The following is a 22,907-nucleotide window of genomic DNA, read 5'->3' as shown; positions in this document are numbered from 1 at the left end:
GCCGGGTTCGCCAATTCGTTCAGTTTTCAGGGCCGCTTCGCATGCCGCGAAGCGGCCTTTTTGCGTCTGCCGAGCTCCGGTCCCTTAGCGTCAGTCGAGCCTGGCGGCAAAGCCCCGTTGCACGCCCGGCCGCGCCCACAACGCGTCGTACCAGCGCCTGACATTGGGATAGCTGCCGAGCTCCACCTGGTGACGTTCGTGGCGCCAGGCCCAGCCCAGAATGGCGAAGTCGGCCACCGACAGGTCTCCGGCCACGAATTCCGTATCGGCGAGCCGGCGGTCCAGCACGCCATACAGCCGGTGCGTCTCGTCCGAATAGCGCTTGAGGCCGTAGCGTCGATCCACTTCGGACTCGACCGCGCGGAAGTGATGGACCTGGCCGGGGATGGGGCCGAATCCGCCCATTTGCCACATCAGCCATTCCAGTACCGGAATCCGCTCGCGCAAGTCGGCCGGCAGGAATTTTCCGGTCTTCTCGCCGAGATACAGCAGGATCGCGCCGGACTCGAACACGCTCACAGGTTGTCCACCCGGGCCGTCGGGATCGACAATCGCGGGAATCTTGTTATTGGGACTGATGCGCAGGAAGTCTGGCGCGAACTGCTCGCCCTTGGTGATGTCCACCGTGTTGACGGTGTAGGGCAAGTTCATTTCTTCGAGCGCCACGCTGATCTTGCGCCCGTTGGGGGTGTTCCAGGTATGCAGGGTGATGGTCATGGTCCTTCGGGTCCTTCGCGGCTGGCTTGCATCAGCGCGCTGACATGCGCCGCCGTACTGGTAGCCAATGCGTCCAGACTATAACCGCCTTCCAGGATCGACACGATGCGGCCGTCGCAGGTCTGGTCGGCAATCTGCATCAGTTCCCGGGTAATCCAGTCGAAGTCGGTGTCTTCAAGGTTCATCCCGGCGAGCGGATCGAGGCGGTGTGCGTCGAAGCCGGTGGAGAGAATCAGGAGCTCCGGGGCGAATTCCCTGAGCGCGGGAAAGACAAGGGCGGACATCGCGGCACGGAATTGCGCCGAATTGCAGCCGCGGGGCAACGGCACATTGACGATATTGTGGTTGACCCCGGTCTCGGAGCGGGCCCCGGTGCCGGGATAGAACGGCGACTGGTGGCTGGACGCATAGAACAGCTCGGGCCGGTCGAAGAACGCCGCCTGCGTGCCGTTGCCATGATGCACATCGAAATCCACCACCGCGACGCGTTCGAGCTTGTGCACGTCATAGGCATAGGCCGCCGCGATGGCCGCCTGATTGAAAATGCAGAAGCCCATCGCCCGGGCCGGCTCGGCGTGATGACCGCAGGGTCGCGTCGCGCAAAACACGTTGCGCGCCTGGCCGTCCATGACCGCATCAACTCCCGCGCACGCCGCGCCGACGCAGCGCATGACGGCTTCCCACGAACCCGGCGACATGATCGTATCGCCTGCATCCAGCGGCACGTACCCCTGGCTGGGGGCGCTTTGCTCGATCTCGTCGATAAAGCTGGCGTCGTGTATCAGCCGTACCTGCTCGACGGTCCCCATCGGCGCATCGCGCCATTCGAGCCCGGCGAATTCCGGTGCCTGCAAGGCCCGCACGACGGCTTGCAGGCGCTCGGGCGACTCCGGATGGTGCGGACCGGGGCGGTGCTCCAGACACGCGGCGTGGGTATAGATGATCGTAGTAGTCATGATCGGCTGCACTCGGTTTCAACCGGCGACGTACCTGCATCGCAATCGACGATCGGGAGGCGATCGTCACGGGGGCGCTATCAGATATGTAATATATCAGCAAATGCGCGCCGCCAAGGCGCCGTGACCGGGTCGGGCGGATGCCGGTGCCGCCAGTCGTACTGGAGTAGGGGCGTCGAGCTGGACGTACCATTTTCTTGGCGTGTCGGGCCCGCCGACGCGCCGGCGCCGGCTACCAGCGCCGGCGGCGAGAGCGAACCGGAGCGTCCTAGGGATGGGCCGCGAGAAAGCGGTGGAGCTGCGCCACCACGGCCGCGCCTTCGCCGACGGCCGAGGCCACGCGCTTGGTCGAGCCGGAGCGGACGTCGCCGATGGCGAAAACGCCGTGCACGCTGGTCTGCAGCGGCAGTGCGCGTCCGGCCGCTTCGGGGAGGTTGAAATCGGTCAGGACAAAGCCCTTGTCGTCGACCGCCACGCCGCTGCTGCGGAGCCAGCCGGTGTTGGGCGCGGCGCCGATAAAGACGAACAGATGATGCGTGGTGACGCTGCCTTCGATGCCGCCCGCGCCGCGGAAGTGAATGCGTTCCAGGCGGGTGCCGCCCTCGAGCGCGGTCAGCTCGACGCCGGGATGCACGGTGACGTTGGGCAATGCGCGTACGCGCGAGATCAGGTAGCGCGACATGCTGTGGTCGAGGGTGGCGCTGCGGATGAACATGTGCACATGCTCGGCATGCCCGGCCAGGAATACCGCAGCCTGTCCGGCCGAGTTGCCGCCGCCGACCAGCACCACGGGTTCCTTGCGGCAGAGCCGCGCCTCGATCGGCGTGGCCCAGTAATAGACGCCGGAGGACTCGAAGCGGTCGAGGCCGTCGACCGCGGGCCGCCGGTATTCCGCGCCGCTGGCGATCACCACGGTGCGGGCCTGGATAGCCTTGCCGTCCGCCAGCGCGACGACGAGCGGATAGCGCCCGCACTGCAGCGCCGTGACTTCGCACGGAATGCCGATATGCGCGCCGAATTTCTGCGCCTGGACAAAGGCGCGGCTGGCCAGCGCCTGGCCGGTAATGCCGGTGGGAAAGCCCAGGTAGTTTTCGATGCGCGCGCTGGTACCGGCCTGCCCGCCGGGTGCGCGGCAATCGAGCGCGGCCACCGACAAGCCTTCCGACGCGGCATACACCGCGGTGGCCAGCCCGGCCGGTCCGGCGCCGATGATGGCCACATCGTAGACATGCATCGGATCGAACTCCGGCACCAGGCCCAGGCACGAGGCGAGATGCGCTTCGTCGGGGTTGCGCTGCACGCTGCCGTCCGGGCACACCACCAGCGGAAAGTCGTCCGGCAACGGCGTCAGGCGTTCCAGCAGCGCGATGGCGTCAGGGTCTTCCTTGCGGTCGATCGAGGTATATGGAAAGCCATTGCGGCGCAGGAAATTCTGCAACGCCAGCAGCCGCGCATCGCCATGGTCGCCCACCAGCACCACGCCCTGGCCGCGTTCGATCACCAGCACGCGACGCAGGATCAGCGCGCGCATGAAGGTCTCGCCGAGGTCGGCCTCGTTGATCATCATGTCGCTGAGGCCGTCGGGACGCAGCAGGACCGCTTCCACGTCGTCGACGACATAAGCGTCCACCACCGCCGGCTTGCTGGAGAGCTGCGTGACATCGGAGGTGAATTCGCCGCGCAGTGTATAGGTGTGGATATTGCGCTCGTGGCCAAGGCCGTCGCGGCCCACGATGCGCACTTTGCCGGCGAGCAGCACGAATACGCCCGCGCACGGGCTGCCGGCGCGATAGAGGTAGCTTCCGGCCGGGTGATGGGTCAGGGTGCCATAGCGGCGTACGCGCTCGAGTTCCGCGTCGGTCAGGACCGGAAACATCTGGGCGTAGCGTGGATGGTCGCGGACCGAGGCTTCGTCCGGCGGCTCCTCCGCGCGCTCCGGTCCTTGCGTCGACGCTTGACTCATGCCAGTCCTCTCCCAGTCGGCCCACCGGCGCGGACGGGCGCCTTACCGGTCAAATATAGGCGCTTTTGGCAAGGCCAATGCGACGGCGCGGTAAGACTTTCGTCGTACCGTGCCGGGGACTTGCGGGGGTACTGCCAGGGGGCTGCGGTAGTGCCGAGCCTTCACCAGCGCCGTCGGCGCGGGCCGGGGTTATTCCCCTGGGCGGGACCGCGAGCGCTTGAACGTGCCTTGCGCGGTGGCGATCTTTTCGCCGGCCTCGGACAAAAGCTCCGCCGACGAGAAGTAGATGCTGCGGCCGGCGCGCGTCACCGTGGCTTGCGCGCGCACGCGGCCGGCGCTGACCCTGCCGAGGTAGCTGATGGTCAGCATCAGCGTGACCGCATTGCCGAGCGCGCCGTCTTCGCCCTGCAGGCCGGCGTAGCCGCAGGCAGCATCGAGCAGCGTCGCGCTGACCCCGCCTTGCAGCGTGCCCTGGCGGTTCAGATGGCGAGGTTCGACCTCCATTTCGAACGTGCAATGGCCGAGTCCGACCTCGGTGAGACGAATGCCGAGATAGTCGAGCAGCGGGTTATCGGTGGCGGGAGGCACGGTAAGGTCAAGGGGTAGTGGATCGGGAAGCCCTCGATCTTGACCCTTGAGCCTTACGCTGACAAGCGAGTTTTGCTGGCGAGCCGTTGAGTGGTATGCAAGCGAGCCGTCACGGCCGCGCCGCGCTTGCGCTGAAATGCCGGTCCAGGTGGGCGGCCGCGGCGTGGCGGGAGTCGTGCAACGCCTCGGGCCCGCGCGCCGAACGCTGGACCGAGAAGAACGTGATATCGCGAATGCCGATGGTGTTGAGCACCGCCGTGAGATACGGCGTGAGGAAGTCCGGCTGGCGGGACTGGCCGGGCTCGCGCGCATAGCTGCCACCGGCGGATACGGCGATAAAGGTCGGGCGGTCGGCGAGCATGCCTTCCTTGCCATGCGGCGAGGGGCGGAACGTGCGATGGACCCGCACCACGTGGTCGATCCACGCCTTGAGCGCCGACGGCACGGTGTAGTTGTGCATGGGCGTGCCGATCACCAGAATATCGGCGGCCTCCAGCTCGCGGATCAGCGTTTCGGACTCGGCCAGGCTGTTGCGTGGCGAGTCGACGTCGAAGGCGGGACCGGTGTCGGTGGCGGTGGTGCCACCGGTACCGAGTACACGCGCATAGTGGCCGTCGACGTGCGAGATGGTGCCATCGGCGAGCGCGCGCTCCATCAGCTCAGCGTGTGGATGACGCTCCAGAAGGCGGCGCACAATGGCCTCCGACAGGCGGAAACTCTCGGACAATTCCCGGCGCGGGCTGCAGGTCAGACGAAGAATTTTCATGGCGGGTGCGTTTGCAAGAGAAGTTGCACCCATGCTAAAGCCAGCATGGCTTGCCCGAAAGGGCCATGAAATGCAATTTCGACTGGTGCATGATGGACCATGCCTGGCCGCCCTGACCGTGGCTGTCCGTGGCGGTGTCCGGCACGCGATGGTTCATAATCGCCGGCATTCGCCCGAGAGGAGGAGAGACATGTCGCAGAAGGCGGTGCAGAAGGCGGTGCAGAAGGAGGTGCAGAGGGAAGGCGCCGCGCGCATGGGCGCCCACGCCGCCACGGCGGCGGACGCGTCCGCATCGGCATCGATCGACGCGCGTATCCGGGAACTGGACGACTGGCGCGGCGAGATGCTGGCCAGGATCCGCCAGCTGGTGCGCGAGGCGGACCCGGACATCGTCGAGGAATGGAAGTGGCGCGGCGTTCCGGTGTGGTCGCGCCACGGCATCGTCTGCACGGGAGAGACCTACAAGGCGGCCGTGAAGATGACGTTTGCCAAGGGCGCCTCGCTCGAGGACCCGTCGCACCTCTTCAACGCGAGTCTCGACGGCAATACCCGTCGCGCCATCGACTTCCACGAAGGCGATGTCATTCCCGCGAAGGCACTGCAGGCGCTGGTGCGCGCGGCGGTGGCGTTGAACCTGTCAAAGGCCCGCAAGTAACCCGGGCGAGCCGCCCCTCCGCGGCTGCGGAGGGGCGGCAGGCGCTCGGATGGGCCGCGCGAGCTGCTGGCAAGATTGCACACGATTTTCGCGGGCGGCTACCTGCGGGCCAATGCCGCTTTAGAACTTGTCGACGTCGAGCACGGCCTGGGCAAAGGCGGTCGGCGCTTCCTGCGGCAGGTTGTGGCCGATGCCGCCGGTCACGTCGCGATGTTCGTACTTGCCCGTGAACTTGCTGCGATAGGCACTCGGCTGCGGGTGGGGCGCGCCGTTGGCATCGCCTTCCATGGTGATGGTCGGGATGCCGATGGTTGGACCCGCGGCCAGGCGCTTCTCGATCTCGTCGAACCTGGCCTCGCCCGTGGCCAGGCCGAGCCGCCAGCGATAGTTGTGAATCGTGATCTCGACGTGATCGGGGTTATCGAACGCAGCCGCGCTGCGCTCGAAGGTGGCGTCATCGAACTTCCACTTCGGCGAAGCCAGTTGCCAGATCAGGCGGGCAAACCGATGCGTGTACTTCTGGTAGCCCGCGCGGCCGCGGTCGGTCGCGAAGTAGAACTGGTACCACCATTGCAGCTCGGCCTCGGGCGGCAGCGGCTGCTTGCCCGCGGCCTGGCTGCCGATCAGGTAGCCGCTCACCGACACCAGTCCGCGGAAGCGCTCGGGCCACAGCGCGGCCATGATGTCGGCGGTGCGCGCGCCCCAGTCGAAGCCGGCGACCACGGCGGTCTTGATGTTGAGCGCGTCCATCAGCGCGATCATGTCGGTCGCCATCGCCGACGGCTGGCCGTTGCGCATGGTGTCCGGCGACAGAAACGTGGTGGCGCCGTAGCCGCGCAGATACGGCATGATGACGCGATACCCGCGCGCGGCCAGCAGCGGAGCGACGTCGACGAAGGCATAGATGTCATACGGCCAGCCGTGCAGCAGCAGTGCAACCGGACCGTCGGCCGGGCCAGCTTCCGCATAGGCCACATTCAGCACCCCGGCGTTGACGTGCTTGAGCGCGCCAAAGCTCGTATGCGTGCCAGGGGTGGTGGCCGGCAGTGCGGCCGCGCGGGCCAGGCTGCTCTGGGCGTGGGCGGCCTGGGTCAGACCGAACTGGGCGGCCGCCAGCGTCAGCGCGGCGGTGCCAAGAAAGCCACGGCGGGGCAGGTCGATCTTTTCCTTCATCTCATTCTCTCCGGTTGTCCCTGGGCGGGTGGTCATACGTCGATGGATGTGAGTCTGAGGCGGCCCCGCAAGCGGCATGTGTCCGAGATTACCGGTTTTGTATCGTCATGTATTCGGTAGCCGGGGTCACATATACGGATACAAAGCCGCGCCGCGACCGCCCCCCGGCGCCGCCCTCAGGCCGCGGGCGCGCCGCCTTGGCTGCTTCCGGCCCGCTTCTAGCCTGGTTTTTGCTTGAGTTTGCGCTGCCTCGTGGCCATCCTTGTTCTGACCGCTCCGGCTCGCGCCGTACGCTGGCAGGGCCGCGGCCTGGCCGGTCGGGCCCGTGTCATTTCTGCAATGCCCCGCTCCAACATGACAATGAATCCATCAGGAGGCAGCCATGAATTGCACATTCCGGCGGTGGTTGGGGGTGGTCCTCGGGAGTGGCGTACTGGGGCTGGCCGCGTGCGGGGGCGGCGGCGATGCGGGCGGCACGGGCGGAGGCCCCGATGGCCCGGGCCCGGTCAGTAGCCTGGCGCTCACCGTGCAGGGCTTGCCGGACGGGACGCCGGCCAATATCTCGGTCACGGGACCGGAAGGCTTTCAGCAGAACGTGGCCAGGAGCATCACGCTAAGCGGGCTGGCGGCGGGCACCTACACCATCACCGCCGGCAACGTGCTGACCGGTACCTCCGTGTACGCGCCGGGGCAGACCACGCAAACCGCCACGGTGGCGGTGGGGACATCGCCCGCGGTGACCGTCGCCTATGGCGCTCCGCAGACCTTCCGGCTCTCGCTGGCCACGGTGGCGGGCGGCCTGGAGGCGCCGATCTACCTGACCGCGCCCGGCCATGACTCACGGCTGTTCGTGGTGGAGCGCCCGGGGCGGATTCGCGTGATCCGCGATGGCACGCTGGTGGCCACGCCGTTCCTCGATATCAGCGCGCTCACAACCACCGACGGCGAACGCGGCCTGTTGTCGATGGCATTCGATCCGTCCTACGCGAGCAATGGCCGCTTCTACGTCTACTACACCGCCGCGGATGGCGCGATCACGGTGGCACGCTACCAGGTCTCCACCGGCAATCCGGACGTGGCCAACGCCACCGGGACCGTCCTGCTGTCGATCGCGCATGGTGGCGCGTCCAATCACAATGGCGGCCAACTGGCGTTCGGCCCCGACGGCATGCTGTACCTCGCCACCGGCGATGGCGGCGGCGCCAACGATCCGGCCGGCAATGCGCAGAACCCGAATTCGCTGCTCGGCAAGATGCTGCGCATCGATGTGCGCGGCAACAGCTATGCGATACCGCCGGACAATCCGTTCGTGGGCAGCGGTGGCGGCCGCGGCGAAATCTGGGCGCGCGGCCTGCGCAATCCGTGGCGCTTCTCGTTTGATACCTCCGGGCTCGTCTATATCGCCGACGTGGGGCAGAGTGCGCGCGAGGAAGTCAACGTGCAGACGGCGGAGGCCGCCGGGCTCAACTACGGCTGGGCACGCCTCGAAGGCACGCAGTGCGTCGGCGCCGCGCCCTGCGACACCACGGGCATGACGCCGCCCGCGTTCGAATACGACCACGCCAGCGGTGCATGCGCGATCCTGGGCGGCTACGTCTACCGCGGCAGCGCCGTGCCGGAACTGCAGGGGCGATATTTCTACACCGATCTGTGCACGGGCAGGCTGATGAGCTTTGCGTACCGGGACGGCATGGTGGCCGAGCCGGTCGACTGGTCGCTACCGCTGCCCGGCACGGTGTACTCGTTCGGCACCGATGCCGGGCAGGAGCTCTACATACTGGCCGACCCGGGCGGATCGGCTACCAGCGGCCAGGTATTACGGTTGCAGCGCGGCCAGTAACGGCGTCGACCGGGCCGCTGGCGCAGCGATGGCGCCAGCGGCTGTCATGTTTTCTATAGCATTCCATGACACGCACTATCTCGAATAATGCTTGTTATGCCGCGTCCTGTCGCCTTGCTGTCACGCGCGGCGTCTGCGCATCAGAAGATATGCCGCCGGCACCACGAACAGCGAGAGCAGCGGGGCGGTGATCATGCCGCCGATCATCGGTGCCGCGATGCGCTGCATGACCTCGGCGCCGGTGCCGTGCGACCACATGATGGGAAGCAGGCCAGCCAGGATCACCGCCACCGTCATGGCCTTGGGCCGCACGCGCTGCACCGCGCCTTCCTCGATGGCGGACAGCAGTGCGTGCGTATCGTGCTGCCCGCCATCGAGCCGGTGCTGCCAGGCCTGCTTGAGGTACAGCAGCATGATCACACCGAATTCCGCCGCCACGCCGGCGAGCGCGATAAAACCGACCGCGCCTGCCACCGAAAGGTTGAAGCCGAGCAGATAGAGCAGCCAGAAGCCGCCGATCAGCGCCAGCGGCAAGGTCGCCATGATCAGCAGTGCCTCGCCAATGCGCCGGAACACCAGGTACAGCAGCACGAAGATGATCAGCAGCGTGAACGGCACCACGATGCGCAGTCGCTCGCTGGCGCGCTCCAGGTACTCGAACTGACCCGACCAGCTGAGCGAGTATCCCGCCGGCAGCGGTACCGCCTGGCTGACCGCCGCCTGCATGTCGTGGACCGCCGAACTGAGGTCGCGGCCGCGAATATCGACATAGATCCAGCCCGACAGCCGCGCGTTCTCGCTCCGCAGCATGGGCGGACCCTGTACCACCCCGACCCGCGCGACATCCGACAGCACGATCTGCTGGCCGCTGTCGGTAACGATCGGCAACTGCCGCAGCTGTGCCACGGAATCGCGGTAATCGCGCGGGTAGCGCACGTTGATGGGATAGCGCGCGAGGCCGTCCACGACCTCACCAACGGTATCGCCGCCGATCGCGGACGAGACGATGCTCTGGATATCCGCGATATTGAGGCCATAACGGCCCGCGGCCATACGATCGATGTCGACGTCGACATAGCGTCCGCCCGCCTGCCGTTCCGCCAGCGCAGACGTCACGCCGGGAACGGTCTTGACCGCCGCCTCGATGCGCGTGGCAATACGATCGATCTCGCGCAGGTCCGCGCCGGCCACCTTGATGCCGACCGGGCTCTTGATCCCGGTAGCCAGCATGTCGATGCGGTTGCGGATCGGCGGCACCCAGATGTTGGACAGGCCCGGCACCTTTACCACGCGGTCGAGCTCCTCCACCAGCTTGTCCGGCGTCATGCCGGGCCGCCACTGGTCGCGTGGCTTGAACTGGATGGTGGTTTCGAACATCTCCAGCGGCGCCGGATCGGTCGCGGTATCCGCGCGTCCCGCCTTGCCATGCACGGTCGCGACTTCCGGCACCGTGCGGATCAGGCGGTCGGTCTGTTGCAGCAACTGGGCCGCTTTGCCGACGGACAGGCCAGGCAGGGCCGACGGCATATAGAGCAGGTCGCCTTCATCCAGCGGCGGCATGAACTCGCCGCCGATGCGCAGGATCGGCCAGGCCGTGGCCAGCAGGACGATCCCGGCCACAGCGATGGTCAGGCGCGGATAGGCCAGCACCCTGGCCAGCGCCGGGCGATAAAGGCGGATCAGCAGCCGGTTGAGCGGATTGGCGTGCTCGGCCGGAATGCGTCCACGAATGAGATAGCCCATCAGCACCGGCACGAGCGTAATCGATAAACCCGCCGCCGCGGCCATCGCATAAGTCTTGGTAAACGCCAGCGGCGCGAACAGCCGGCCCTCCTGCGCCTCGAGCGTAAAGACCGGTACGAAGGACAGCGTGATGATGAGCAGCGAGACGAACAGCGCCGGTCCGACCTCGATGGCCGCTTCGGCAATCACGCGCCAGCGGCTGGCGTCGTCGGGCGCGGCATGCGGATGGGCCGCATGCCAGCGTTCCAGATGCTTGTGCGCGTTCTCGATCATCACCACGGCCGCGTCGACCATCGCGCCGATGGCGATCGCGATGCCGCCCAGCGACATGATGTTGGCATTGACGCCCTGGTATCGCATGACGAGGAACGCGGCCAGCACACCCAGCGGCAGCGATACGATGGCGACCAGTGCGGAGCGCAGGTGAAACAGGAACAGCACGCATACCAGTGCCACCACGACAAATTCTTCGACCAGCTTGTGCGACAGGTTGTCCACCGAGCGGCGGATCAGGCCGGAGCGATCGTAGGTGGTCACAATTTCCACGCCCTCCGGCAAGCTCTTGCGCAGCGTCGCGAGCCTGGCCTTGACCGCCTCGATGGTGTCGAGCGCGTTCCTGCCGGAGCGCATCACGATGACACCGCCCGCGACTTCGCCGTCGCCATTCAGCTCGGCAATGCCACGCCGTGTCTCCGGTCCGAGCTGGATGATCGCCACATCGCCGAGCCGCACCGGAATGCCGGCCCGGCTGGTTTCGATCGGGATCTGTCGGAAGTCGTCCAGCGTCTTCAGGTAGCCGCTGGCCCGGACCATATACTCCGCTTCGGCCAGTTCCAGCACCGAGCCACCGGCCTCCTGGTTGGCATTGCGGATGGCGGCCAGCACCCTGGCCTGCGACAGGTTGTAGGCGCGCAGGCGGTCCGTCCTCAGTACAACCTGGTATTGCCGCACCATGCCGCCTAGCGACGCCACCTCGGCGACATTCGGCAACGACTTCAGTTCGAAGCGCAGGAACCAGTCCTGCAGCGCGCGCAACTGGCTCAGGTCGTGCCGGCCGCTGCGGTCGACCAGCGCGTATTCGTAGATCCAGCCGACCCCGGTGGCGTCGGGGCCCAGCGCCGGGCGGGCGGCAGCCGGCAGGCGCGCCTGCACCTGGTTGAGATACTCGAGTACGCGCGAGCGAGCCCAGTAGGGATCGGTGCCGTCTTCGAACAGGACATAGACGAACGAGTCGCCAAAGAACGAATAGCCGCGCACGCTCCTGGCCCCCGGCACCGACAGCATGGTGGTGGTGAGCGGATACGTGACCTGGTTCTCCACAAGCTGCGGCGCCTGCCCCGGAAACGGCGTGCGCACGATGACCTGGGTATCGGAGAGATCGGGCAACGCGTCGAGCGGAATGGTGCGCGCCGCCCACAGTCCCCACGCGGCCAGCATGGCGGCGGCCAGCAATACGAGGAAGCGGTTGCGTATCGACGCCTCGATGATGCGCGCGATCATGGTCGCTCTCCTGCCTGCGCGGCGTCGCGCGGTGGGTCGGCGGGGGCCTCCAGTCGGGCCGAGGTGCCACGCAGGCTCGCCTCGGAGTCGACCAGGAACTGGCCGGATGCCACCACCTTCTGTCCGGCCTGCAGGCCGGACAATACCTCGGTCATGCCGGCCGCCTCGCGTCCGGTGTGGATCTCCGTGGCCACGTAGCCGCGTTTGCCGGCATCGACCATGACCACGTTGCGCTGGCCGGTGCGGATAATCGCCTCGCTCGGGACCAGCAGTGCATCGGGGCGATCGGTGCCGGCGAAGCGCACCGTGGCGAACATGCCCGGCAGCAGCCGGTGCTGCCGATTGGGCAGCACGATACGAACCTTGACGGTGCGCGTGGCGGCATCGATGTCCGGCAGGATGGCGTCGACCTTGCCGGCGCTCGGCTGCGACAACGCGCTGGCGGTCACGCTGACGGATTGTCCCGGCGCCACCGCGCCGATCTGCGTCTCCGGCACCTGGGCCACGATCCACACCTGGCCAAGATCGGCAAGACGGAACAGCGGTGTGCCGGGCGTGACGGTCATGCCTTCGCGCACCGCGATTTCCGTTACCACGCCATCGGTGGGACTCACCACCGCCTGGTCGGGCAGCATCCGTCCCGACCGCACCACGGCATCGACCTGCGCGGGGGTCATCCCGGCCAGCAGCATGCGTTGTCGCGCGCCGTTTTCCAGCTCGCCCCGGGCCGCCGCGGGCAGTTGGGCAACGGCGAGGTACTCCTCCTGCGCGGCGACCCAGTCCGGCGCGTAGAGCGTGACCAGTGCCTGGCCACGCCTGACCGGGTCCAGCGTGGCCCGGACCCCGACATGCCGGACAAAGCCCGCCGTGCGCGCCTGCATGACATACACGCTGCGCTCGTCGATGGCGACATTGCCGGGCGTCTCCAGCACGGCGCCAAGCGGGCCGGCTTTCACCTCGACGGTACGGATGCCGAGGTTCTGTGCCACCCGGCCATCGATCACGACGCCGTCGCCACCCCCGTCATCGTCCTGCGCGTAGACGGGCACCAGTTGCATGTCCATGAAAGGCGACTTGCCCGGCTTGTCGAAGCGCTGCCCGGGCACCATCGGGTCGTGCCAGTACAGCACCTTCTTGCCCGTCTGCGGGTCGACGCCGGCCGCCGCCGGCGCGGCATTGGCGGCGGGCCCGTGGTGCGTGCCGGCCATGGTGGCCAAGGCGGACATGGCGGTGCCGGGCGCGGAGGACGCCTGCGGCACCATCGTGGCGCGGTGATCGGTGCGCGCACCGGCAACCCAGCCGACCAGGCCACCGGTCCCCAGCAACAGCAGGCAGGCTGCCGCGATCTTCAGTCGTTGGTTCATTTGTGCTCCTGGGCGGCGGCGGCGGTCTGGGCCGTGGGAAGCGGGACGAGAAAGGCCAGTTCGGCCCAGATGCGCGCGGTGCGCTGCTCCAGCGCGAGACGCTCGACGGCGGTGTCGATGGCGCGATGGCTCGCCTCGGCGACCGCCTGCAACGTGCCCGTACTGGCGCGGTAGGCGGTCAGGGCCGCGTCAACCTGTGCGTTGGCGAGCGGCACGGTGGCGTCGTCATACCGTTGCAGGCGCTCGCGATTGCGACGTAGTTCGGCCAGCCGTGCGCCCACCAGGGCGGCGGTATTGCGTTGCACGACCTCGGCCCTGGCGCGCGCGGCGCTGGCCTGTTCCAGGCGCGCCGCCAACGCACGATCCTGGCGATTGGCGCGATCCCACGGCAGCGGCACGCTGACGTTCAGCGACGCCATGTTCGAATAGGCCGAGCCGCGCTGGCTGTACATCAGTTCGACAGTCACATCCGGCGTACGCGACTCGTCTGCCACGCGCACCTCGCTTTCCGCCAGCGCCACGTCGCGCGCGGCCGCGGCAACTTCAGGCACGCCGTCATAGCGCACCTGGTCCAGTTGCGCCACGCGCGCCGGCATGTCCAGGGCCGGCCGTGCACGCAACGGCCGGTTGGCGTCGGCGCCGATCCAGCGTGCCAGATTGACGGTGGCGGTATCGAGGGCGGCCTGGTTCTCTCCCTCACGGTCGCGCAGCTTCTGGACTTCGAGCTGGGCGGCGAGCACGTCGGCGCGGCTGCCGCGGCCGCTCCGGTAGCTGGCGTTGGCCGCATCGAGTGCCAGCGACAGCGGATGGGAATGATGGCCGAGCAGGGCGGCCAGTTGTTCGGCGTACCAGCGGTCGAGCCACGCGGACACGGCGGCGCGCTGGACGTTGGTCACGTCCACGATGCGCTGCGCGTCGGCGGAAGCCGCCTCGGCCTCGAAGCGGGCGGCGCGGGCACGGCGCTTGTCGCCGCGCGTGAGTTCCTGCGCCACGCTGATGGAACGCATGGTCATGGAGTCGCGGCTTAGCGAGAACTTGTCCGGGCCGTCGGTCGGGACATTGTTCAGCCCGACGCGCAGCACCGGATCGGGGAGCTGACCCGCCGCAACGGCCATCTGCACCGCGGCTTCGATCGCGCCGTGCGTATTCTCGGCGTCCTGCGCATGCGCGGTGGCAAGCGCGGCGGCTTCTTCCAGCGATAACGCGGGGGTGGCATCCGGTGTCGCCGCAAGCGCCACCGACATGCCAAGCGCCGAGGCGCAGCAGAGCGCGCGCCTCAGACAAGAGGAGAAAGACATAAAGCCTCCGGAAACGACAACCACCGCTCCCGGCTATGGCGGGGAGCGACCAGATAGTGGTGCGTTGGCGAAGGCTACGTGCGCAGGCAGCAGTGAAGAATGGCGTGGGGCGGGGGCGGTGCTCGCGGTTGTGCCGCGCCGTCGGTGGCCAGCAGCGCGGCCGATTCCCGCAAGGGCGCCGCGATCACGATACCGACCAGCAACGGCACGAACGCCGGCAATTGCGGCGTGGCGTGATCGGCGTGCTTGGTATCGGCCTGGCAATGGCCCATGCAGAGCGCTGCCTGGTGATCGGACTGGACCGAGGCTGGGGCTGCCGTCGGCGTCCCGGGTTGCGCCGTGGCATGACCAGCCATGTCGGCGCAGTGGGCCATGGTCTCCATCGAGGCCGCCTGTACCGCGGGCGCGAGCATACCGACGCCCGTCGTACAGGCGACGGCGGCCGTTGCCAGTTGCACTGACAGGAAGACCACGAGGAGAAGGCCGGCTATCCAGGGATGCCGGCGTGCCAGAAGCCGCACGGGAAAGGATGATATCCAGGACAGCGCGTAGCATAGCGCCTCGGCGGCGCATGCGCACGGGGTGCGCGGCCGCGGCAAATTGACTCACCCCCGCAGCGGCTTCGATCTCGGGACGTGATCCGACGTGATGGGGACGCGGTCGGGACGCGCTCAGTACGTACTCAGCGGGTCATCCGCAGGTCATCGCCAGGGCGCCCGCTCACGACTTGCCGACATTCTGGCTTGCGCTTTCGCCTGCCTGGCCCAGCTGCCCCGTCAGGCCAGGTTCCGCCGCCTGTTGCGCCCAATCGGTATGCGCGGTGCCGGGCACCACGCGCAACTGGTTGTCGGTGTCCTTGACCCCGAATACCTGGTCGGCAATCTCTTCGACGATGTACTTCTGGCGGCGGTCGGGCACGGAGCCGGTCAACGTGACCACGCCGTCAGCGACGTTGACCTCGACCTCGCGCAGATCGACGCGCGACAGCTCCATCAGGCGCTCGCACACATCCTCGTAGATACGCGTATCCGGGCGCGTATAGCCCTTGGGGCCGGTGCGCCGCGGCGCCGTGCCCTGGCTCTGCCAGCTATCCCCGCCACTCCCTTGTGCGCCACTCCCTTGCGCGCCGCTGCCGCGCGCGCTGCCGTAGCCGCTGCGCCAGCGATGGTCGCCAGGCGTGCCGCCATGGCGATAGGGACCACTGCGATCGTCCCGGTCCCGCAGTTCGGCATAGTGCGCGGCGCGCGAATTGCCGGTGCCGTCGTCGTGATGGTTTTCGTAGGTCTTTTCCTGTGCCATAAGGGTCTCCGGTAGCCATTCCACGTCTGAACATGGGTACCGGGACGCAAATTCCATACCGTCTGCGGGACCGCGCCCGGCACCGCGTGCGCGGCGCATAAGGGCGTCCGTGGACCAGGTACCGTCGTGCGGATTTACAACCGTGTGCAACGGCTGCCGTGCCGGGGGGCACGGCGGTACGGTCAGTGACCGGGCACCTGGGTGCCCGGCCCAACGTCAGCCGGGTCGACCGGGTCGGCGGGGGCCGCCGGGGCCGCCGGGGCGGCAGCTGCGGCGCCAGGGGCAGCGGTAGCCGTCGCCGGCGTGGCAAGGGTCGCAGGCGCCAACAGCCGGCCCTGCAGCAGCAGGCGCAAGGTGCCGACGGCGACGGCGATCACCAGCAGGTTGGCCAGTGCGAACAACACCGGCGCCAGTCCGGCGAACAATCCGTCCGGGGTCTGGATGGCGAATCGCGTGGCGGCGCCGGCCAGGGCCGTCGCGCCGAAGGTGAAGGCCCAGTACGACGCGCTGAACGGCTGCTCGCGAATCCAGCCGATCAGCCGCGTCAGCAGCAACGCCTGCAGCACGGCGTAACCGATCAGCATATGGGCGAACAGATCCGCACTGCCGCCCAGCGCCACGTAGCACCCGGCCGCGACTGCCGGCGGCGCAAGCTGGATGCCGAGCGTGGGACGCAAGGCCGGGGCCAGCGCGGCGGCCGTGTACAAGCGGTGCAGCAGCACCGATTCGATGGCAAGCCATGAGAAGACGCCCGCCCCGAATGCCAGTTCGGCCAGTTCCTTCCAGCCGAGCGCTGCCGCGACGATGCCGGTCACGAAGGAGCCCGCCACGGTCGGCAGGTACAGCACCGGGGTATTGCCAGCGGCATCGCGGCCGCCGCGCCAGAGCACGCCCGTGCGCCAGAGCGCAAACAGCAGCGTGAATCCGGCCCCGAGCACAAACAGTGCAATCGCCAGTGCGCGCGAGTGCGGCAACGCACCCTGCGCCACCAGCATGGTCGCCACGCCGGCCAGGCCGATAAAGCAGCACTGCACCGCATGTTCCGCTTCCTCGCGCGCCGTGGACACGGCGACCACCCATTTCAAGGCAAACAACACCGTGACAACGGTCCAGACGCCGCCTGCTGCCGCATAGATCCATTCGCCGATGGCAGCGGGTAGTCCCCATGCGGCGTGGGCCGCGCGCCAGTCGCTGCCGAGCCCGGCCAGGCCCAGCACGATCCCGAAGAAGGACGATGGCACCAGTGGCAGCGCTGGCGGAGTCGATTGTCTGGACATCCCGGTTCCCTTGCAAGCGTGTGTGGCGGATCCAGCGGTATCAGCGGCGATAGGCCTGCGCGACCTGTCCCACCAGCGTCGCCCACGGCATGTCGAGCGCGGCATAGACCGGTCCCGCCTCAGGCCGGCCATTATCCTTGAGGATTTCGACCATCAACGTAGCGTAGTCGGAAACGACCACACCCGCCGCCTGCATGCGCAACAGGCCCACGTCCCGTTTGGTCTGGCTGAAGGTGCCGGATGCATCCACGGCGACATAGGCATCGAGTCCGCGCGCGACCGCCGTCATGGCCGGGAAGGCGGCGCACACCTCGAGCGAGATGCCCGCGAAGATCAGCTTCTTGCGGCCGGTGGCCTCGATGGCGCGCGCCACGCGCTCGTCGTCGTAGGCATTGACGGACGAGCGGTCGATGATTTCGATGCCGGGCAGCGCCTCGACCAGTTCGGGAAAGGTCGGCCCCCACATGCTGTCGCGCGCCGTGGTGGTGACCACGATCGGCAGCCCCAGCGCCCGCGCCGCCTTGGCCAGCGCGACGACGTTGTGCTTGAGCTCGCCGGTGGAATAGTCGCGGACGCCGGTCATCAGGCCGACCTGGTGATCGACCAGCACGAGGGCAGCGTTGTCGGCGGTGAGCGGTTCGTAGGTACGCGTTGTCATGACATTTCCTTTCAAGGTTACGGTGGTAGTGGCGGGATTCCCGCGGGGGCCGGCGCACGGGAAGCACGTCCGGTGCACGATCGCTCTCGTGTGAGGGGAATGCTAGAGACTGGTCCATCGGCCCAGAAGACGGCAAAATCGCAACTCAATATCTAATGGGTTGGACGATCGGGGGCGGCGTGCTGGATCTCAACGATTTCTTTCTGTTCGTGCAGGTAGTGGATCGCGGTGGCTTTACCGCGGCCGGGCGGACGCTACAGGTTCCCAAATCCACGCTGAGCCATCGCATGCAGCAGCTGGAGGGCAACCTTGGCGTCAGGCTGCTGAATCGCACCTCCCGCCGCTTTGGCATGACCGACGCCGGGCAGGAGTTCTACCGGCACGCCGTGGCAATGCTGCGCGAGGCCGAGCTCGCTGAGACGGCCATCCGCTGCCGGCTCAGCGATCCGACCGGGACGGTGCGCTGCACCGCGGGCGTGGCGACCATGCAGTTCGCCATGTCGGACATCATTACGAGCTTTCTGCAGCAGTTTCCCAAGGTCGATATCGTCGCCCATGCCACGGACCGCACCATCGACCTCGTCGGCGAGAACTATGACGTCGCCGTGCGGGCGCATTCGGACCCGTTACCGGACTCGAACCTGGTGCAGCGAACCCTGGCGCCGGCGCCGTGGTTCCTGTTTGCCGGTGCCGCATACCTGGATACCCATGGCGCGCCCGAAACTCCGCAGGATCTCCAGCGCCATGCCTCGCTGTTCATGATGCGGGGCGGCGTGGCGCCGGTCTGGCGGCTGCGCCACGCCAGCCAGGCCAAGGACGAGACCGTGATTCCGCTGACGCCACGGCTGGTCAGCGACGATATGGTCGGGTTGCAACAGGCGGCCATCCAGGGACTGGGCGTGGTGGCGCTGCCAGGCTATGTCTGCCGCCCGGCGGTGCGGTCGGGTGCGTTGCGGCGCGTACTGCCGCAGTGGATCGCCGGCGATTCGACGATTACCGCCCTGATTCCCTACCGGCAAGGGCTGTTACCGTCGGTCCGGGCCTTTCTCGATCACCTTGCCGCGGAGTTTCCAAAAGCCGTGCTGATGTAGCCTGGCGGTTCATCTTCCAGCTGGTTGGACGTTGCATCTGAATTTCGACGACTTCTCGGCCGACGACGCGCCTCCTAAAGTCCGTTTCACAGCGAACGCCTTTGGGAGTGATGGACATGCGCAAACCCGCAAACGAAACGAAACCTGCCGGTGCTCCGCGCCGGCTCGGCGTGCCGGTCGCCGGCGTTTCCCAGCAGGTCGGCGACGGCTTTACCGCCTGGCATTTCTCGGAAGAGATGTTTGGCGATGCCATGGATCCGCTGCTGATGGTGGATCATTTCGTCATGACGGGGCCGACCTTCGCGCCTCATCTGCACGCCGGCATCTCCGCCGTGACCGTGCTGTTCGAGGACACGCAGGGCCACTTCATCAATCGCGACACGCTCGGCCACAACCTGGCGCTCAAGGCCGGAGACCTCTACTGGTTGGCGGCCGCGGCAGGCGCCGCCCATGAGGAGCGCCCCGAGGAGGGCGCGCGCGTGCACGCGCTGCAGGTGTTCGTCAACCTGCCCGCGGCGCTGCGCCATGCGCCGGCGCGAGCGCTGCATGTGCGCGCCGAGGAGGCCGCGGTGATCCGCGGGCCGGGCCAGCGCATACGCGTGGTGCTGGGGCGCAGTGGCGAAACGCTCGGCGCAGAGGGCACCCCCGAGGAAATGACGTTGCTCGACGGGTTCCTGGAGGCCGGTGCGCGCTTTGCCCATGTGCTGCCACCTGGACGGCAGGCGTGGCTCTATGCCGTGGCCGGCGCGTTGACCGTGCGAGGGGCGGCCGAGACATGCGTCCTCCCGCAAGGACATGCCATGACCATCGCCGCCGGCCCGCAGGCGGAGATCGTGCTCGAGGCGCGCCAGCCAGGTGGCGTGGCGGCCAGCAGGCGCGTCGTTGGCGCGAATGCCCCTGCCCCGAGCAGCAACGCCGTGCATTTCGTTCTGATGGCCGGCCGGCCCGTGCGCGAGGCCATGGTGAGGCACGGCTCGCGCGTGGCGTCGGCCGGGGCCGGGATGCAGCGGACGCTGACCCGCTACGCCAACGACGGCTTCCTCCGCGCGCCAACCTAGATTTCCGCAGTGGTGATTCGCACAGTCCGCGCGCGCCTGCGCCCGCGCGGTGGGGCTTCCTTTTGCCCGCCGCCCGGTTCGCTGTTGCCGGTTTCGCCGCGCCGTCTGCTCTTCTTTTCTGTTGATTGATATTGGAGATTGACCATGGTCGAGGTGAATACCATCACCTTTGGCATCGATGCCGAAGAACAAGCGCGCGAGCAGGCCCTGCGGCAGCACTTTGCCCGCTTCTGGGAAACCGCGCGGGGCGCGCCACGCGCCATCTACGATGCCTTTATCGTCGCTTGCCCCGTGGTGGGCGACGTGACGCTGACGCCGGTAAGCGACGACGCGGTGCAAGGCTGGTGGGTGCGGCCGTCGCAGGCCGAGCCGCGTGCCGCCATGCTGTTTATCCATGGCGGCGGCTTTGTGCAGGGCTCCGCCGCGGCCTACCGCGGGTTTGCCAGCCAGTTGGTGCAACGCACCGGTATCGCGGCGCTGGTCATCGACTATCCGCTGGCGCCGGAGGCGGCAGTGCCGGCGGCGGCGGACGCCGCGCTGGCGGCATGGCAGTGGCTGGTGACGCAGGGGTACGAGCGTATCGCCGTGGTGGGCGACTCGGCCGGCGGGGGCCTGACGCTGGTGACGCTGGCGCGCCTGGCGCAGCGCGCGCGACAGGCCGTCCAGTCGCCGCGGACCGGGCACGCCAGCCCGGTCATGCCAGTGGCCGGTATTGCGTTCTCGCCCTGGACCGATCTCGCCTTCAGCGGCGCCTCGATGACCGATCCGGCCGTGCAGGACCCGCTGATCGGCTTCGAATACCTGCAGCACTGCGCGCGTCAGTACCTGTGCGCCAACGACGCGCGCGATCCCCTCGCCTCGGCGCTCTACAGCGACATGCGCGATCTGCCCCCGCTGCTGATCCAGGTTGGTAGCGACGAACGCCTGCTCGACGACTCGCGCCAATACGCGGCGCGTGCGGCGCAGGCAGGCGTACCGGTGCGCCTCGAGATATGGGAGGGCATGCACCACGTATTCCAGCTCGATGTCCCGCACCTGGAGAGCAGCCGCAAGGCGCTTGACCGCGCGGCCGGTTTCCTCGCCGACGCCTTCCAGCTTGCGCCGCCGCATGAACCCCACCGCATGAACGCCACCGCATAAACCCAATCGCAGCGCATCCGTCACGCAAGGAGAACCTTATGACCATCCAACCTGAAATCGCATTTGGCAAATCGTTCGACGTCGTCATCGTCGGGGGTGGCTCCGCGGGCGCCGTGCTCGCCAACCGCCTGAGTGCCGATGGCAGCCGCGACGTGCTGCTGCTGGAGGCCGGCCGCGCCTACGCACCCGGTGCCTATCCGGACGTCCTGGCCAATGCCAACCGCGTCGGCGGCGACCGTGCGCACGACTGGGGATACCGCACGCAGGACCATATCGGCCTCGGCCATGACGTCACCGCACTCCGCGGCAAAGTGCTCGGAGGCAGCTCGGCGGTGAACGCGGCAGTGGCCATGCGGGCGCGGCGCGCCGACTTCGCGCGCTGGAGTGCCTGCGGTGTGGAAGGCTGGTCCTTCGACGAGGTGCTGCCGGTCTACAAGGCGCTTGAGAACACGCCCACCGGCGACGATGCGTGGCATGGTCGCACGGGGCCGTTCCCCATCCGCCAGCGCACCATGGAGGAAATCACGCCCTCGATGCAGGCGTTCGTGCTGGCGGCGGAGGCCGCGGGATTGCCGCGTGTGAGCGACTTCAATGGCGCCGAGCAGCATGGCGTGTCGCCATACCCGTTGAACGTCGTCGATGGGCGCCGCATCAATACGGGCATGGCGTATCTGTCGGAAGAGGTCCGCCGTCGTCCCAATCTCACCATCGTGGGCGAAGCCGAAGTGGACAGCGTTGCCTTCGAAGGCGGCCGAGTCTGCGGCGTGCGCCTGATCAGTGGCGAGACCATCTCCGCGGGCCAGGTCTTTCTTTCGGCGGGGGCATTCGGCAGTCCGGCCATCCTGATGCGCTCCGGCATCGGTCCCGCCGCGCACCTGAAGGCGCTCGATATTCCCGTGGTGGTCAATGCGGCGGTGGGCGAGCGCCTCAAGGAGCATCCGTTCTACTACAACGTCTACGCACTCAAGCGGCACGCGCGTGCGATGGATCCGGTCGCAGGCGCCATGATCTGGACCCAGTCCAGCGAGGCACGGCTGGGCGAGCTCGACCTGCATATCTCGGGCACGCATATCTTCGATCCGGCGCAGAGCCCGACCGGCGGTGCCATCGTGCTCGCCTGCGCGGTCACGCTGCCCAATTCGATCGGCACGGTGCGGCTGGCCAGCCGCGATCCGCGCGCGATGCCGATCATTCACTACAACTTCTTCAACGACCCGAGCGACTTGCGCCGCATGCTGGAAGCCGTGCGACTGTCGCGACAGATTGGCCGCACGGCGCCGTTCAGCGATACGGTCGAATTCGAAATGACGCCGGGCCGCGAGGTGCAGGACGATGATGCGCTGCGGCAGGCCGTGATCGCGTCGGTCGATGGCTACGCGCACCCAACCTCCACCGTACCGATGGGCGGCGCCGACGATCCGACCGCAGTGGTCGATGCCCAGGGCGCCGTGCGCGGCGTGCAAGGGCTGCATGTGGTGGACGCCTCGATCATGCCGGACATCCCGTCGGTAGCGACCAATGTCACCACCATCATGCTCGCCGAGATGATCAGCCGGCGACTGCTGGAAACAGACGCATAAGCGCAGGAGACCAACGGAGGAGGAGACCGGCCGATGGAGGAGAAGGGCAGCCAATGGAGGAGGCCAGCCAATGGAGGAGGCCAGCCAACGGAGGAGAAGGCCAGCCATTGCGTGCCTGGCGCGGGGCGCCAGGCGGACGCCATTCTGCCTGGCGGCACGCGATGCGTTGTTGTGGCGTAACGCCGCGGAATTTGACAGCAGAGTCGCCCAAACCATGGCAGCATGGCGGTCGATAACAAGA

At 67.7% G+C, this 22,907-nt stretch carries 19 protein-coding genes; 6 read left to right on the top strand and 13 right to left on the bottom strand.

Features of this window, described 5'->3' with window-relative positions:
* Positions 1-90: 90 nt before the first annotated feature.
* The 5 genes from DFLDMN_RS25170 to DFLDMN_RS25150 form a co-directional block, all read right to left on the bottom strand.
* Positions 91-717: a glutathione S-transferase family protein gene (locus DFLDMN_RS25170; protein ID WP_423200492.1), complete on the bottom strand. Its 627-nt coding sequence runs from the start codon at positions 715-717 to the stop codon at positions 91-93.
* A complete protein-coding gene (locus DFLDMN_RS25165; RefSeq protein WP_423200491.1) occupies positions 714-1,673 on the bottom strand; it encodes a histone deacetylase family protein in 960 nt (319 codons plus the stop codon). Before DFLDMN_RS25165 ends, DFLDMN_RS25170 begins: the two co-directional genes overlap by 4 nt.
* A gap of 268 nt (positions 1,674-1,941) precedes the next feature.
* Entirely contained in the window at positions 1,942-3,636 is a 1,695-nt protein-coding gene (locus DFLDMN_RS25160; protein WP_423200490.1) for an FAD-dependent oxidoreductase, read from the bottom strand.
* Positions 3,637-3,825: 189 nt separating this feature from the next.
* Positions 3,826-4,224 (bottom strand): PaaI family thioesterase, encoded by a 399-nt coding sequence (locus DFLDMN_RS25155; protein WP_423200489.1) that lies wholly within the window; start codon positions 4,222-4,224, stop codon positions 3,826-3,828.
* A 109-nt stretch (positions 4,225-4,333) separates the two neighbouring features.
* On the bottom strand, positions 4,334-4,990 hold the full coding sequence (locus DFLDMN_RS25150; RefSeq protein WP_423200488.1) for an FMN-dependent NADH-azoreductase: 657 nt from the start codon (positions 4,988-4,990) through the stop codon (positions 4,334-4,336).
* Between the two features lie 253 nt (positions 4,991-5,243).
* Here DFLDMN_RS25150 and DFLDMN_RS25145 point away from each other — a divergent pair, with 253 nt between their 5' ends.
* On the top strand, positions 5,244-5,645 hold the full coding sequence (locus DFLDMN_RS25145) for a DUF1801 domain-containing protein (protein ID WP_423200561.1): 402 nt from the start codon (positions 5,244-5,246) through the stop codon (positions 5,643-5,645).
* Positions 5,646-5,765: 120 nt separating this feature from the next.
* On the opposite strand, the gene DFLDMN_RS25140 is transcribed toward DFLDMN_RS25145, so the two are convergent.
* Positions 5,766-6,818 carry an alpha/beta fold hydrolase gene (locus DFLDMN_RS25140; RefSeq protein WP_423200487.1) on the bottom strand — a complete coding sequence of 351 codons (1,053 nt, stop codon included), beginning with the start codon at positions 6,816-6,818 and terminating at the stop codon, positions 5,766-5,768.
* A gap of 382 nt (positions 6,819-7,200) precedes the next feature.
* Between DFLDMN_RS25140 and DFLDMN_RS25135 the strand changes: the two genes are divergently transcribed.
* Positions 7,201-8,658: a PQQ-dependent sugar dehydrogenase gene (locus DFLDMN_RS25135; RefSeq protein ID WP_423200486.1), complete on the top strand. Its 1,458-nt coding sequence runs from the start codon at positions 7,201-7,203 to the stop codon at positions 8,656-8,658.
* Positions 8,659-8,778: 120 nt separating this feature from the next.
* Here DFLDMN_RS25135 and DFLDMN_RS25130 read toward each other — a convergent pair whose 3' ends face one another.
* The 7 genes from DFLDMN_RS25130 to DFLDMN_RS25100 form a co-directional block, all read right to left on the bottom strand.
* Positions 8,779-11,901, bottom strand: coding sequence for an efflux RND transporter permease subunit (locus DFLDMN_RS25130; RefSeq protein ID WP_423200485.1), 3,123 nt, complete (start codon positions 11,899-11,901; stop codon positions 8,779-8,781).
* Positions 11,898-13,265: an efflux RND transporter periplasmic adaptor subunit gene (locus tag DFLDMN_RS25125; protein ID WP_423200484.1), complete on the bottom strand. Its 1,368-nt coding sequence runs from the start codon at positions 13,263-13,265 to the stop codon at positions 11,898-11,900. Before DFLDMN_RS25125 ends, DFLDMN_RS25130 begins: the two co-directional genes overlap by 4 nt.
* Positions 13,262-14,563 (bottom strand): TolC family protein, encoded by a 1,302-nt coding sequence (locus DFLDMN_RS25120; protein ID WP_423200483.1) that lies wholly within the window; start codon positions 14,561-14,563, stop codon positions 13,262-13,264. Before DFLDMN_RS25120 ends, DFLDMN_RS25125 begins: the two co-directional genes overlap by 4 nt.
* A 74-nt stretch (positions 14,564-14,637) precedes the next feature.
* Positions 14,638-14,976: a hypothetical protein gene (locus DFLDMN_RS25115; RefSeq protein ID WP_423200482.1), complete on the bottom strand. Its 339-nt coding sequence runs from the start codon at positions 14,974-14,976 to the stop codon at positions 14,638-14,640.
* 307 nt (positions 14,977-15,283) lie between these two features.
* A complete protein-coding gene (locus DFLDMN_RS25110; protein WP_423200481.1) occupies positions 15,284-15,862 on the bottom strand; it encodes a BON domain-containing protein in 579 nt (192 codons plus the stop codon).
* Between the two features lie 182 nt (positions 15,863-16,044).
* Positions 16,045-17,139 (bottom strand): dicarboxylate transporter/tellurite-resistance protein TehA, encoded by a 1,095-nt coding sequence (gene tehA / locus DFLDMN_RS25105; RefSeq protein WP_423200480.1) that lies wholly within the window; start codon positions 17,137-17,139, stop codon positions 16,045-16,047.
* Positions 17,140-17,179: 40 nt separating this feature from the next.
* A complete protein-coding gene (locus DFLDMN_RS25100) occupies positions 17,180-17,797 on the bottom strand; it encodes an isochorismatase family protein (RefSeq protein WP_423200479.1) in 618 nt (205 codons plus the stop codon).
* Between the two features lie 155 nt (positions 17,798-17,952).
* Between DFLDMN_RS25100 and DFLDMN_RS25095 the strand changes: the two genes are divergently transcribed.
* The 4 genes from DFLDMN_RS25095 (at position 17,953) to DFLDMN_RS25080 (ending at position 22,666) form a co-directional block, all read left to right on the top strand.
* Positions 17,953-18,888, top strand: a complete 936-nt coding sequence (locus tag DFLDMN_RS25095; RefSeq protein WP_423200478.1) for a LysR substrate-binding domain-containing protein — start codon at positions 17,953-17,955, stop codon at positions 18,886-18,888.
* Positions 18,889-19,004: 116 nt separating this feature from the next.
* The gene (locus DFLDMN_RS25090) at positions 19,005-19,946 is read left to right on the top strand and encodes a pirin family protein (RefSeq protein WP_423200477.1); all 942 of its coding nucleotides are present in this window, start codon (positions 19,005-19,007) and stop codon (positions 19,944-19,946) included.
* A gap of 144 nt (positions 19,947-20,090) precedes the next feature.
* A complete protein-coding gene (locus tag DFLDMN_RS25085; protein WP_423200476.1) occupies positions 20,091-21,086 on the top strand; it encodes an alpha/beta hydrolase fold domain-containing protein in 996 nt (331 codons plus the stop codon).
* 38 nt (positions 21,087-21,124) lie between these two features.
* Positions 21,125-22,666, top strand: a complete 1,542-nt coding sequence (locus tag DFLDMN_RS25080) for a GMC family oxidoreductase (RefSeq protein ID WP_423200475.1) — start codon at positions 21,125-21,127, stop codon at positions 22,664-22,666.
* Positions 22,667-22,907 lie beyond the last annotated feature (241 nt).

The organism is Cupriavidus sp. H19C3, assembly GCF_049393815.1.
Lineage (GTDB): Bacteria > Pseudomonadota > Gammaproteobacteria > Burkholderiales > Burkholderiaceae > Cupriavidus.
Note: the sequence above shows the minus strand (reverse complement) of the source record. Positions and strands in the feature narration are given on the sequence as shown.